The organism is uncultured Chitinophaga sp., assembly GCF_902168175.1.
GTDB lineage: Bacteria > Bacteroidota > Bacteroidia > Chitinophagales > Chitinophagaceae > Chitinophaga.
Genome location: NZ_CABHOU010000101.1, coordinates 115407 through 129214, shown reverse-complemented (window position 1 = coordinate 129214; position 13808 = coordinate 115407). Strand labels below are relative to the sequence as shown.

The following is a 13808-nucleotide window of genomic DNA, read 5'->3' as shown; positions in this document are numbered from 1 at the left end:
GCTTTAGCAACGCCGTATTTTAGTCCATTGCCACCTGCATCGACGATTTCTTTTTGAAGTCAGAGAAACTTACGCCCGACACGTTCTTGAAGAAACGGGAGAAATGGGTGATGTCGTTAAAGCCAAGCTGGTACGCTATTTCTTTCATACTCGTTTCTACATAAGCCGCCTGTCGTTTTGCTTCCAGTATAATGCGCTGCTGAATGTGGTAACTGGCGGGGTAGCCGGATACTTTCTTAATGATTTCGTTTAAATAGTTAGGCGTAACAGCCAGCGCCTGTGCGTAATCGGTTACCATTTTACGTGTGGTGTAGTGTTGCTCCAGCAGGTTCAGGAATTTCTTCGTTAGTTCCTGGTTGCGGGTATGCGCCTGCCCCGTGGTCGTTATTTCCGATTCACGGCTCAGATAAATAAGGAAAATCTTTACCAGTCCACGTAAAATTTCGCCGCGCAGCAGGTAGTAGTTGTCGAACTCGCGCTGCATCTTTTCCAGTAATTCCTCCAATTCCATTTCCAGTTCCTGGCCAAGGCGTATAGCCGGGGTATGGGAAAAGGTGTAGAACAGGCCTGTTTTAAACAGCAGGTCAAAGTTGTTCTCATGCAGGCTCAGGAATTCGTTGGTGAACGATAGCACGAACCCTTCTGCTCCTTCGTTAGCTTTTAACAGGTGGATCTGGCCCGGGGTAAGGCAATACACGGTGTTATCTGTAAGCTCGTAACGGGCAAGGTCTATCAGGTGTACACCACTTCCTTTTTTGATCCACACGATCATGAAAAAGTTGTTTCGCCTGGGCGTGTCCTGATGTTGCCATCGGTGCTTCTGCATCCATTCCAGGCTATGGATCTCGAAGGGGAGATTGTTTTCTCCTTCCAGTTGTTGCATTGGCGCAATGGTCCTTAAGGCCGCTGCGTTTTTTCCAGGTTGTGTAGTTAATCGCGTCATGGTCACAAGGTTTGGGTTTAGGCATGTTCGTCCGGGGACTCGATATACAGTTAAAAAATTTCCGGACGTATATAATAAGTCTATTTACGTGCCGCAATTGGCACAGATCGTTTTATTCCATGGTTGTTGTTCTATGTTGTTGATAATGATTCAGATAGGGGGTAGTGAAAAAGCCGCCGTTTATATACGGCGGCAGTAATAACTCTGAATATTTTGGAGATTATTGAAGCGCCTCCGATATTTTCGGAGGCAACGTGTGTTATTGGAGGTCTTCTTTTCTGATACCGAGTTTGAATATGCGCGACTCGAGCGTGGTGGGTTTTAGGTTAAGTAATTCTGCTGCCCCTCCGTTACCACGAATACGGCCGTTGGTTTTTTTGAGTACAGACAGGATGTAGGCCTTTTCTGTTTCCTGTTGTACCTTCTTCACCTCGTTTAGGGTTTGTAAAGGTGCGGGTGCAGGTGGCTGCTGACCAGTGGGTGAAAACATCCCGTTATTCAGCGGTCGTCTTAAATTCAGCGGCTGCTGACCATCGCACAAAATCACACTTTGTTCCATTACGTTTTCCAGTTCACGAATGTTACCCGGCCAATGCCAGGCTTCGAGTTCCCGCATCATTTTGTCGGAAATTCCCAGGTAAGGTTTGTTGAACTTTAACGCGAACTTTTCTGCGAAAAACTGCGCCAGTGCTTTTACATCTTCCTTCCTTTCACGTAGCGGCGGCAACGTAATGGGAAATACGTTCAGCCTGTAATACAAGTCGAGGCGGAAGCGGCCTTCAGCTACTTCTTTCTCAAGGTTCCTGTTGGTGGCGGCAATGAACCGTACATTTATTTTTATGGTGCTTTTACCACCGACCCTCTCTATTTCTTTTTCCTGTAATACCCTTAATAGTTTCACCTGCAACTCCAGTGGCATTTCTCCAATTTCATCCAGAAAAATAGTACCACCTTCGGCCTGTTCGAACTTCCCGATTCGTTTTTCAGTAGCACCGGTAAACGCGCCTTTCTCATGCCCGAACAATTCTGATTCGATCAGGTTGGCTGGCAGGGCGGCGCAGTTCACTTTCACCAGCGGCCCTTTTTTACGAATGGACAGGTCGTGGATCGATTGAGCAATTCTTTCTTTACCTGTACCGCTTTCGCCTAATACCAGTACCGACGTATCTACAGGGGCCACCTGGCTAACGAGGTCCAGTATGCCCAGCAGTAAATGACTATTACCCACAATACCGCCAAAGTCCTTTGCTGGTTTTGGGGTAACGGTGTGTTTGGCCGGAGGTGCAGGCTGGTTAAATGTAATGGCCTGTATAACCCTCGTCAACATGGGTGCCAGGCGAATGCTGAGTGAAAGATGTTCCTGCTGATAGGCATCCGCACGGCGACTGTAAAATGAAAGGGAATAGATCCGTCCGTCCGGCATCAGCAATGGCATTACCAGGTTAGATACCAGGTGGAAACTGCGGGCATACAATTTTTTCATGCCATTACTTTCGCATTGCGCGGTAAAAGAGGCGCCACTGTAATGGGCAGAAAGGGTTTCGGCAGGTGAGGAGCGTTGCAATGCCTCCAGTTCGGACGTGCGTATGCGTGTAATGGTACTCAGCTCCTGCGGGGTAATAGACTGGTATTGATCGAAACCAATGCGCAGGAAACATACGCCACTGTAAGGCAACGCATGCTCGTCCGTATGGCCGGTAGTGATAAAGTCGAATGGTAAATGCGACTGCAGCGACTGGGCAATTTGCAACAGTTTTGTTTGTTTATCGCTGGTAGCCGCTGCAATATCGGCCAGCTGCGAATCCAGTAACGCTTCGCGGCGCAGCGATGCTTCCAGGCTGTTCTCATGACGGTAACGGGCAATGTCGAGCGTTACCAGCACGTCTTTTCCCCGGAATGGTTTTACCAGGAATCCGTAAGGTTGTGTAGCACGGGCTGCCTCCAGTACCTGCTGGTTGGAGTTGGCGGATAAGTAAATAAAGGCAATGTTTTGGGATGATAGATAACGCGCCAGGTCGATGCCCGTTTCTTTGCCCTTTAAGTAAATGTCTAATAGCACAATATCGGGGCGGTCCCTGTCAATTATCTCCCGGGCCTGTTTTACCGAGTCGGCAATACCTGCTACCTTATAACCCGCAGATTCCAGGATGAGGCGCAGATCATTGGCGACAATGAATTCATCTTCAACTATCAGTATCTTCTTATTCATTAGTGTCTGTTTTACCAGGACCGTGTAATGTGCAAACACGTGTCTTTTACAGATTACCGTAACAGCGTCTGAGCTGTACAGCACCCTGGCGTAACCATTGGTCAAAAATGCTTAAACTACTTACTTGTAACAAAGTTCAGGATGGTGTATGGCAGCCTGGCACACAGATCGGTTTTGTTTTCAAAGACTGGCTGGCTGGGGCTGAAAAATATCAAAACAATCATTTTGCCCGCTGATCTGACCCAACACGATAAAGGTATAAAAATATCCTGAATATTGACAAACTGGTATGTTTGCTAAATCAAAAGGGCTGCTGGAAAGCAGCCCTGTGTTTACCTGTTAACCTATTATTTTAATTGCGCCACAAATAGAGAATGAAGATGTGTAATTTTAATTTCTAAGCCTGTCTTGACACAAAAATAACCCGCCTTTGCGGGCGGGTCAAGTTACGGATGGTGGGAAATCATGTATAAATAACGGTTCAGACGTTTAATCAGTCTTTAAACTCCTGACGGGATTAACGGTAGCTGCCTTTAACGCCTGCACACTCACGGTAAGCAGCGCCACGAGTAAGGCCAGGCTGCCGGAGAGCAGGAACATCCAGGCTTCTATAGGCGCCCGGTAGGCAAAATCGTTGAGCCAGCTGTGCATCACCCACCAGGAAAGTGGCCAGGCAATAAACATGGCGATGAGTACCAGCTTCATAAAGTCGCGCGACAACAGAACGGTAACGCCAGTCACAGATGCGCCTAACACTTTACGGATCCCTATCTCTTTGGTCCGCATCCTGGAAGCGTAGGCAGCCAGGCCAAACAAACCAAGGCAGGAAACAAGTATGGCGAATCCGGAAAATACTTTGAACAACTGCATCATCCGGTTCTCGGAGGCATACAGGTTCTCCAGTTTGTCGTCGATGAAGGTGTAAGTAAATACGCTGGTTGGTGCCAGTGCTTGTATTTTCGATTCCAGCAGCTGAAGGGTGGCGGGCAGTTTTCCCGCCTTCGCCTGCACCAGCAGGTAATCGGCATTAAGCGGTTTGTATTGAATAACCAGCGGGTCTACCGGCGAATGCAGCGATGCGAAGTTGAAGTCTTTCACCACGCCCACAATGGTGCCGCTGTCTGTATCCAGTTTCGCGCGTTTGCCCACAGGGTCTTTAATGCCAAAGGTTTTTACAGCGGTTTCGTTCAGGATAAATTCATTGTTTTTGATCGTTGGCCACTGCGCCCGGAAATTATTGCCTGCCACCAGCGTTAAGCCCATTGCCTGCAGTAACTGGTCGTCCACGAACATGGCACGGGTGCTTTGCTCCTCTATATCCTGTACGAAGGGTTGAAAACTTTGCATGCTAAAACGCTCGCCCGGCAGGTTGGATGTAATACCGAACGCGGTAATGTCTGCCTGTTGTTTCAGCTCATTACTTAAAGCGCCGTATTGCCGCCAGGTATCGTCGTACATGGTAACTGCCACCAGTTGCTTTTTATCAAACCCAAGCTCTGTATCATGAAACAAACGCATCTGCCTGTACATCACAACGGTGCTGAATATCATAAATACGGAAATCGTAAACTGAAATACAATAAGCCCTTTGCGCATCACCCCGGTACTACCTATCGCTGCTTTGGGTGATTGTAAGGATTTAACCGGGTTATAACCGGAAAGCATCCAGGCAGGGTAAAAGCCCGCCAGCAGACCTACGGAGAGGATGAGCGCAAACAGGATAGTGGCGTTTTGAATACTTAACAAATCGGAAAAACGAATGGCCTTACCGGTAAGATCATTGAAGAATGGCAGGGTTACATACACCAGCGCCAGGGCGAGCATGGCGGATAACAGGGTAACGAACAACGACTCTCCCAAAAACTGTCTGGCCAGTTGCAAACGCCCTGCACCAATCACTTTACGTAAGCCGATCTCTTTGGTCCGGTTATTAGCCTGTGCGGTAAATATATTGATGAAATTAACAGCGGCGATCAGTAGTATACACAGAGCAGCTACGGAAAAAATATACACGTAACGAATGTCGCTGTTGGCCGACATTTCCTTTTCCAGCTTCGAATGTAAATGTATGTCCTGCACGGGTTGCAGGTGCAGTCTGCGGTTCGCTAATATCTCTTTGGGCGTTTCGCCTGCCAGGGTGTAGTAGCTAAGTAAAAAGTCGTTCATCCGGCTTTCTATAGCAGCCCGGTCTTCGGGTTTATCGAGCAACAGGTAGTTGTAAAACCCGTTCCAGGTGCGGTTTACAAGAAGTCGCTTGTCTAGCCTGGCCAATATGGTGGGCATGGATATGAGGTAGGAAAACTGTACGTGCGATGGTTTGGCGGGAGTGGCTACCACACCGGTTACGCGCAATGGCTCCTGGGTTACTTCTTCACGCAATACTTTACCCAGCACATTGATTGTTCCGAAATATTTGAGCGCGAGTTTTTCTGTAAGTATCACACAACCTGGTGCTGCTAACGCCGTGGTGGCATCGCCTAGCAGGAATTGCAGGTCGAAAATGCGGGGCATGGCGGCTTCTGCAAACAACCCGTCCTTTTCTTCGTAGCGTTGCGACTGGCCTTTGGCATCGGTGTAAGACAGTACCTGTAAAGGTCTTGGCCGGAAAAAGCGGATGGTTTGGCGTATTTCCGGAAAGGCGGCTGCCATCTCTTCTCCAATATTAGGAGCTGTGGCGGCCCAGTGGCGGCTATCGTCACGGCCCTCCATGGTAACGCGATACAGGCGGGTAGCCGCATCATAACCTTTGTCATAGCTAATTTCATCCTTAACGTGCAGGATGATCAGCAGCGAGCAGGCCATTCCCAGTGCAAGACCAAGAATATTGATCGCAGAATATCCCTTGTATTTCCAGAGGCTGCGAAACGCGATTTTTATGTAGTTCCTGAGCATAATTTGGGTAGGTATCGAACAGGATGCCAAAGTGAAAATACAATATAGACTGATAGCTATAAATGACAGTATTTATGTATATGTCCGCTTTCGGTACAGACGTCCGTCCGGTATTGAAAAGGGTGGGGAATGAGCATGGGCACAACGCCCGGCCGCCGTTGTGTCACTCCCTTCAACGGCAGTGCAAAGCCCGGCGGATTTTATTTCCTGTTACCAGACTCGTTCACGATCAAACTGGTGGTTAATATTTTTCGCTCAAAATCTTTTACGGGGCGTTTGCTCTCTATCAGTTGCAACAGCAGGTCGGTGGCTATTTCTCCCATCTCGAAAGCGGGCTGCCTCACCACGGTTAAGGGCGGGTTCATCAACTCAATTAAATCGGAATTTGAAAACCCTACCAGTGCCATGTCGTGCGGGATGGAAACATTCTTGGCGCGCAACACCCTTAAACAGCCTGTAGTCAGCTTATCACCGGTGGTGAAAATGGCGTCGGGGCGGGGGCGAAGTTTCAGTAACTGGGTCACGGCCTGCTCGACCTCTGGCAATGCCATGCCACCGTTAGGGCAATATTTGATCAGCGATTTGGAAGGTTTAATATGTTTGTGCGCCAGCGCTTCCACATAACCTGCTATACGCTCGCGGCTGATGGATAAGTTCTCTGAAGCTGTAATGCAGGCGATGTTGCGGTAACCGTTCTTGAGCAAATGCATGGTAGCATCATAAGCCCCGCGGAAGTTCTCGATCACTACTTTATGCGTTTGTATATCCTCAACTATCCTGTCGAAAAACACGATGGGGAAGCCCCGGTCGTGCAGCGCGCGCAAATGCTCAAGGTCTTTGGTAGCGGCCGATACGGATATCAGCAAACCATCAACCGAACGCGACGCGAGGTAGTTTAAGGTTTGCACTTCTTTTTCGAACGACTCGTGGCTCTGGGAGATAATTACATTGTACCCCCGCTCTTTCGCCACCGATTCAATTCCGTTGATCGCCTGTGAAAAAAAACTGTTCGCAATCTCTGTTACGATCACGCCGATAGACCGGCTCCGCTTTTCCTTAAGGCTTAATGCTATTGGGTTAGGGCGGTAGTTGATCTGTGCAGCGTATTTCAGCACCAGCTTCTTCGTCTCCTCGCTAATCTCATGACTGTCGCGCAACGCACGCGATACGGTGGAGGTCGAAAGGCCCAGGGCCTTGGCAATATCTTTTATAGTGGCAGCTTCAAATTTCATAACGTCATTTGCAGGATGCTTAAATGTAAACAATTTTATCTGCATCCGCTACTACTGTGTAAACGTTGCCGGGAACGATTGCGTAAATAAACCCCTGTCAATGCTGTCGTTTTCCCGAATATAAGCGTAGACTTGTTAAAGTAATTCCCGTTAAATAAAGGACAGATACAATGACCATTTAGAGCAGCTTTTAACCCTACAGATTCGACGTTTTCCGGTAATCGTTTTATCAATCATTTCACGCCAGACGTTATGAAAAAGATTTACCTGCTTTGTTTATGCTTGCTTGCAATTGCCTTTATGGCGCAGGCCCAAACTCAAATTATAAAGGGAAAAGTTACGGACGCAGGAACAGGCGACGCACTTCCCTTTGTAAGTGTACAAATTAAAGGCACCACAACCGGTGTTAAAACTGATGAAAAAGGCAACTTCTCGCTTACTGTTCCAGCGGGTAAAGCCGAACTACAATTCTCCTACATGGGTTACCTGCCGGTAACACAGTTGGCAGACGGTAGTTCAAACGTTGTAGTAAAAATGGAGAAAGACGACAAAAAACTGGACGAAGTGGTGGTTATCGGTTACGGACAAGTCCGTAAGCGCGACCTTACGGGTTCTGTTGTGTCGGTAAAAGGGGAGGAACTGCGAAAAGTTCCGTCTACCAACGTGATGGAATCGGTGCAGGGAAAGGTGCCCGGTGTGGATATCACCAAAAGCAGCGGTGCCGCCGGTGCTAAAATCAATGTAACGGTAAGGGGTAATCGTTCTATCAACGCCCGTAACTCGCCACTGTACATTGTTGATGGGGTGCAGTACGGCAATATTGAAGATATTAACCCAAACGATATTCAGTCGATGGAAGTATTGAAAGATGCTTCCTCTACGGCCATTTATGGTTCCCGCGGTGCTAACGGGGTAATCATTATCACTACTAAACGCGGCTCCACGGGCAAGGCCCAGGTGAGCTTTAACGTGTACGGTGGTATCTCGGAAGTGGCCGGTTACCCGCACGTAAACACCGGCCCGCAGTACGTAGCGCTAAAACGCGAAGCGAACCGCACTAACAACCGTTGGAATACGGTGGCCGACGATCCCGCGATATTTAATCCTATGGAGCTGGCGGCTATCCGCAAAGGCGACTGGACGTATTACGCAGGGGAGCTGCTGCACAAGGGAAATCAGCAGGACTACCAGGTGGGTGTTTCCGCGGGTTCTGAAAAAACGAAGATCTATCTGTCGCTCGACTATTTTAAAGAGAAGGGCTTGTTTAAACTGGATAACCTTCAGCGTTATACAGCGCGCATGAACGTAGATCAGCAGGTAGGCGATAAACTGAAAGTGGGTATGCAGGGCCAGGTTACTTATTACGACCAGGACGTACGCAGAGACCCGCTGAACCAGGCAAATAAAATCATTCCGCTAGGCCTGCCGTACGATTCTGCCGGTAAGTTCATTGCCTTTCCCAATGCGGGCCCACACATCAACCCGCTGGCCGATGAACAGCCGAACGCTTACATTAATAACAGTCGTACCACGCGTACGCTGGTAAATGTATATGCTGAATACTCGCCCATAAAAGACCTTACGTTACGCAGCAATGCAGGTGTAACGCTGGATAATACGCGGACCGGTGTATACGCATCCCGCACAACCATCGACCGCGCTACGTTCTCTACTTCCCGTTCTCAATACAATACCAGCGCTAACCGCTTCCTGAACTGGGAAAACATCATCAGTTATAAAAAGACACTTGGTCAGCACAACTTCGCCGTTACAGCTGTTGGTAGCTTATTGGGTTTCCAGGCCGACTCCAGCAATGCGCAGGGTGAAGGTCAGTTGCTGCCCAGCCAGTTGTTTCATGCTTTGCAGAACAACGTAAGTGGTATTGCTATCCGCAGTGCTTACCAGCAATGGAACCTGGTGTCGTTCACGGCCCGTATCAATTACGCCTTTAGAGAAAGGTACCTGCTTACGCTTACCGGCCGTTACGATGGCTCGTCTAAATTGTCGGACGGTCAGAAATGGGCGTTTTTCCCATCTGCCGCCGCTGCCTGGCGTATCAGCGACGAGGAGTTCATGAAGCAGCAGAACTTTTTCAGCGACCTGAAACTTCGCGTGAGTTATGGTGTGGCGGGCAACGACGCCGTGGCGCCATACAGCACACAGAGCTCTTTGTTCCGTATTCCTTTTTCTTATGATGATAATACCGCCGCTCCGGCTTACACCATCAGCGACCAGATCGGCAATAAAACACTGAAATGGGAACTGTCCGGCACCACCGATATTGGCGTAGATATGGGTTTCCTCGGCAGCCGTATCAACATCAACTTTGATTATTATGATACCCGTACCTCTGATTTGCTGCTGCTGCGTACCCTGCCCACTTCTACGGGTGTAGGTAAAACATTGCAAAACATCGGCAAAACCAGGAACCACGGGATAGAAGTAGGCATTAATACCGTAAACGTTCAAACAGGCGATTTTAGCTGGACCACCAATCTCTCTTTCACCAGGAATAAAGAACAGATCGTGTCCCTGGCCGATGGTAGCACGAATGATATTGCCAGCGGCCTCTTTATCGGTTACCCGGTAACGGTGTACTACGATTATGATAAAATAGGTATCTGGCAAAGTAAAGACGCCAGCGAAGCAACGGTGTACAAATACAAACCGGGAGATATCAGGGTGCGCGATGTGAACAGGGATACTGCCATCAACTCCCTTGACCGTGTAGTAATTGGTGCGCAGGTACCTAAATGGACAGGCGGTTTAAACAACGATTTCCGTTATAAAGGCTTCGATCTGAATATTTACGTTTTTGCCCGCATTGGTCAGTGGATCAATTCGGAGTACGACAGCAAATACGATCCGCAGGGACTGGAAAACGGAGCCCCCGTGAACTACTGGACGCCGGAGAACCCGAGTAACGAGTACCCACGACCGAATTCGAGCGTGTCTATGTCGGGAACGCCTTTTATTTCTACACTGGGCTACCGCGACGGTTCTTTCGTAAAGATCAGGAACGTATCTCTCGGATATTCACTGCCTGCAGAGGCGGCCGGTAAAATCCGGATGAGTGCTGTTCGCATCTATGTAACGGGAAAAAATCTGGCTACCTTTAGTAAGGTGAAAGATTATGACCCGGAACGTGGTGGCGCGCTGAGTTTCCCGCTTACGAAAATGTATGTGGCTGGTTTAAATGTAACATTCTGATCCTTTAACCCGAACGTTATGAAAAAGTCATTCTCACCATATAGTCTTTTATTGATGCTGGCTGTATTGCTGGCGTCCTGCTCCAAATTGCTGGAAGAAAAGAACCCGGGCGGTCTTACGGCCGAGGCAGTATTCACTACTCCCGAGGGATTCGAAACGCTGGTAACCGCAGCTTATACGTACAACCGCTGGTGGTACGGAAAAGAAGATGGTTACAACATTTCCGAAATGGGCACCGACCTATGGACCAGCGGCACTGGCGATAAATACACCGATCTTTCTAACTATTATAATTTACAGTCTTCCAACACCGCCGTACGCGATCTCTGGAGAACGCTGTATGCCGCCGTAAACCTGTGTAATACAGGCATCAACCGCATTGACCAGGCGGGGCTGAGTGATGCGATTAAAACAAGGCGCCTTGCCGAATTGCGGTTCCTGCGTGGGTTTTATTACTGGCATATCGTGGAAACCTGGGGCAATGTGCATTATACAGAACAAGAAACGACAGAAACCATAACTACGGCCAATCGTACCCCGGTGGATACGTTTTATGCACATATCTTAAAGGATCTCGAATTTGCCGTGGCTAACCTGCCACCTACCACTACCGATTACGGAAGGGCCACTAAACCTATTGCGGAAGCTTTCCTGGCGCGTATCAGCTTAACACGCGGCCTTAACCAGCAAGCGTTTGACCTGGCGGATAAAGTGATTAAAAGTTATGGATATATTCTGCAACCGAAGTATGCAGACCTCTGGAGCATGAGCAATCTTGCCAACAAGGAAGTGATATGGGCCGTGAACTATTTTAAAAACCTTGCCTTTAACGACCGTACAGATGCTACGTTATATCCCGGTGGTCACCCAAGAGGTGCGCATAACGGGCACCTGATGTTCATTATGAAGTACGATGACCTGGCAGGCATGACGCGCGATATTGCAAACGGACGGCCTTTTAACAGGTATATGCCTACTTTGTATGCGCTGCGGCTGTTTGATGAAACAAAAGACGCCCGCTACAACGCAACTTTTAAACAGGCCTGGTTGTGTAATACACTGGGCACAGCACCGGCAGGGATGAAGATTGGCGATACAGCTGTATTTACGACTAAGTATGAAATTCCGGCCGATGTGGAGGCGACGAAGAAGTACAGGATTTATGATGTAAGTAAGATGTTTAAGGCCGATGGTAGCGGGTTAGACCGCCTGCATTATCCTTCCCTGCAAAAATTCGATGATCCTACGCGCGCTGCGTTCAATGAAGAACAAAGTCCACGAGATGCATTCATTATTCGCCTGGCGGAAATGTACCTGATAGCGGCAGAAGCGCAGCTAAACCTGAACAACCCGGGCAAGGCGGTGGATTACATCAATCCGATAAGACGCCGTGCCGCTGTAACAGGTAAAGAGGCGGAAATGGAGATTACCGCAGCGCAGGTAACGCTGGACTTTATCCTCGACGAAAGAGCGAGGGAACTGATGGGAGAACAGCTTCGCTGGTTCGACCTGAAACGTACGGGTAAACTGGAGAGCCGTTTGAAACTCGCCAATCCCGATGCTACCGTTAATTTTGATGCGCACCACCTTGTAAGGCCCATACCAAAGGACCAGGTGGACGCCGTGACCAATAAACAGGAATTTAAACAAAACTTAGGATACCAGTGAGATTACACCTGACATTAAGCTCAATTGCTATTGCTGCCACGCTGTTCGCTAAGCCCGCACAGGCGCAGTATTCCTGGAACAACCTGCCGGTCGTTAACGAACCGGTGTTCCGTAAGGACACATTTAATATTCTCCGCTTTGGTGCCAAAGCGGACGGATTAACGCTCAACTCGCCAAGTATTAACAAGGCTATCGACGCCTGTAATAAAAAGGGCGGTGGTGTGGTGTTAATTCCTGCAGGACTGTGGCTTACCGGCCCGATCGTGCTGAAAAGTAACGTTGAATTACACATCAGCCGCGACGCGTTGTTGCAGTTTACTACTGAATTCGACCAGTATCCTTTAATTGAGACCAGTTACGAGGGACTGGCGGCCATGCGTTGCCAGCCCCCGGTTTCGGCTACGGATGCGGAAAATATTGCGATTACAGGCAGCGGCATTATTGATGGCGCCGGCGACGCCTGGAGGCAGGTGAAAAAGGACAAACTCACGGAGTCGCAGTGGAAACGTTTAGTAGCTTCCGGTGGATTGACAAGTGCAGACAACCGCACCTGGTATCCTTCGGAGAAATCGCAAAAAGGCTCGTCCGTTAAACTGGCCGGTGTTATCGATCCTAATAAAACAAAGGCAGACCATGAGGAAATCAAGGACTTCCTGCGTCCGAACATGATCGTGTTAACCCGCTGTAAAAAAGTACTGTTAAAGGACGTTACGTTCCAGAACAGTCCTGCGTGGTGTATACACCCGCTGCTGTGTGAACACATTACGCTGCGTGGTGTAACGGTGAAGAACCCATGGTACGCCCAAAATGGCGATGGGCTCGACCTGGAATCGTGCCGCTTCGGACGCGTGGAAAATTGCGTATTCGATGTGGGAGACGATGCGATCTGTATTAAATCGGGTCGTGATGAGCAGGGTCGTAAAAGAGGCGTGCCTACGGAGAACTTCATTATCAATGGTAATACGGTTTACCATGCCCACGGCGGTTTCGTAATCGGCAGTGAAATGAGCGGCGGCGCCCGTAACCTCTTCGTATCGAACTGCAACTTCATCGGTACCGATATCGGACTGCGTTTTAAAACAACACGCGGCAGAGGTGGGGTAGTGGAAAAGATCTTTATCAGGGATATCAACATGACGAACATTCCCGGGGAAGCGATCCTGTTTGATATGTATTATATGGCGAAAGATCCTGTACCGCTGGCCGGCGAAAAGCATGCCGACGTAAAAGTGGAAACGTTCCCTGTAACCGAAGCCACTCCGCAGTTCCGGGATTTTCATATCAGCAATGTAGTGTGCCGTGGCGCTGCTAAGGGCATCTTTATCAGAGGTCTCCCTGAAATGCCGATCAGTAATATAGAAATGGATAACATCGTGATAAAAGCGAAGAAGGGAGTAGAACTCCTGGAAGCCAGTAATATAAGGCTCACCAATGCCACCTTCGAAGTAGCAGAATCTGATCCGCTGATCAACGTCCGTAACAGCCGCGAAATAAAGCTGGCCAATATTCGCTTCGAAGAGGCTAAGAATTTTATCAGTCTGTTAGGCGGAACGTCGGGCGTTTCTGTAAGCGGCACTGATGTTAAAAAGGCAAAAGAAAAGCCGGTGTTTGCCGATGGCGCAAAAACCGGGGCTTTGATCATAAAATAGATGGA

Annotated in this window: 7 protein-coding genes; 3 read left to right on the top strand and 4 right to left on the bottom strand. The window is 48.8% G+C overall.

What is annotated here, in order from left to right:
* Window positions 1-19: 19 nt before the first annotated feature.
* From QZT80_RS24345 to QZT80_RS24330, 4 genes are all read right to left on the bottom strand, one after another.
* Window positions 20-943: a helix-turn-helix transcriptional regulator gene (locus tag QZT80_RS24345; protein ID WP_295128622.1), complete on the bottom strand. Its 924-nt coding sequence runs from the start codon at window positions 941-943 to the stop codon at window positions 20-22.
* A 259-nt stretch (window positions 944-1202) separates the two neighbouring features.
* On the bottom strand, window positions 1203-3152 hold the full coding sequence (locus QZT80_RS24340; protein WP_295128620.1) for a sigma 54-interacting response regulator: 1950 nt from the start codon (window positions 3150-3152) through the stop codon (window positions 1203-1205).
* Between the two features lie 489 nt (window positions 3153-3641).
* Window positions 3642-6044: an FtsX-like permease family protein gene (locus QZT80_RS24335; protein WP_295128618.1), complete on the bottom strand. Its 2403-nt coding sequence runs from the start codon at window positions 6042-6044 to the stop codon at window positions 3642-3644.
* A 200-nt stretch (window positions 6045-6244) separates the two neighbouring features.
* Window positions 6245-7276 carry a LacI family DNA-binding transcriptional regulator gene (locus QZT80_RS24330; RefSeq protein ID WP_295128616.1) on the bottom strand — a complete coding sequence of 344 codons (1032 nt, stop codon included), beginning with the start codon at window positions 7274-7276 and terminating at the stop codon, window positions 6245-6247.
* Between the two features lie 252 nt (window positions 7277-7528).
* Between QZT80_RS24330 and QZT80_RS24325 the strand changes: the two genes are divergently transcribed.
* The 3 genes from QZT80_RS24325 to QZT80_RS24315 are packed head-to-tail and all read left to right on the top strand — an operon-like array spanning window position 7529 to window position 13803.
* The gene (locus QZT80_RS24325) at window positions 7529-10486 is read left to right on the top strand and encodes a TonB-dependent receptor (protein ID WP_295128614.1); all 2958 of its coding nucleotides are present in this window, start codon (window positions 7529-7531) and stop codon (window positions 10484-10486) included.
* A gap of 18 nt (window positions 10487-10504) precedes the next feature.
* A complete protein-coding gene (locus tag QZT80_RS24320; RefSeq protein ID WP_295128611.1) occupies window positions 10505-12154 on the top strand; it encodes a RagB/SusD family nutrient uptake outer membrane protein in 1650 nt (549 codons plus the stop codon).
* On the top strand, window positions 12151-13803 hold the full coding sequence (locus tag QZT80_RS24315) for a glycoside hydrolase family 28 protein (RefSeq protein ID WP_295128609.1): 1653 nt from the start codon (window positions 12151-12153) through the stop codon (window positions 13801-13803). Before QZT80_RS24320 ends, QZT80_RS24315 begins: the two co-directional genes overlap by 4 nt.
* The last annotated feature ends 5 nt before the right edge of the window (window positions 13804-13808 follow it).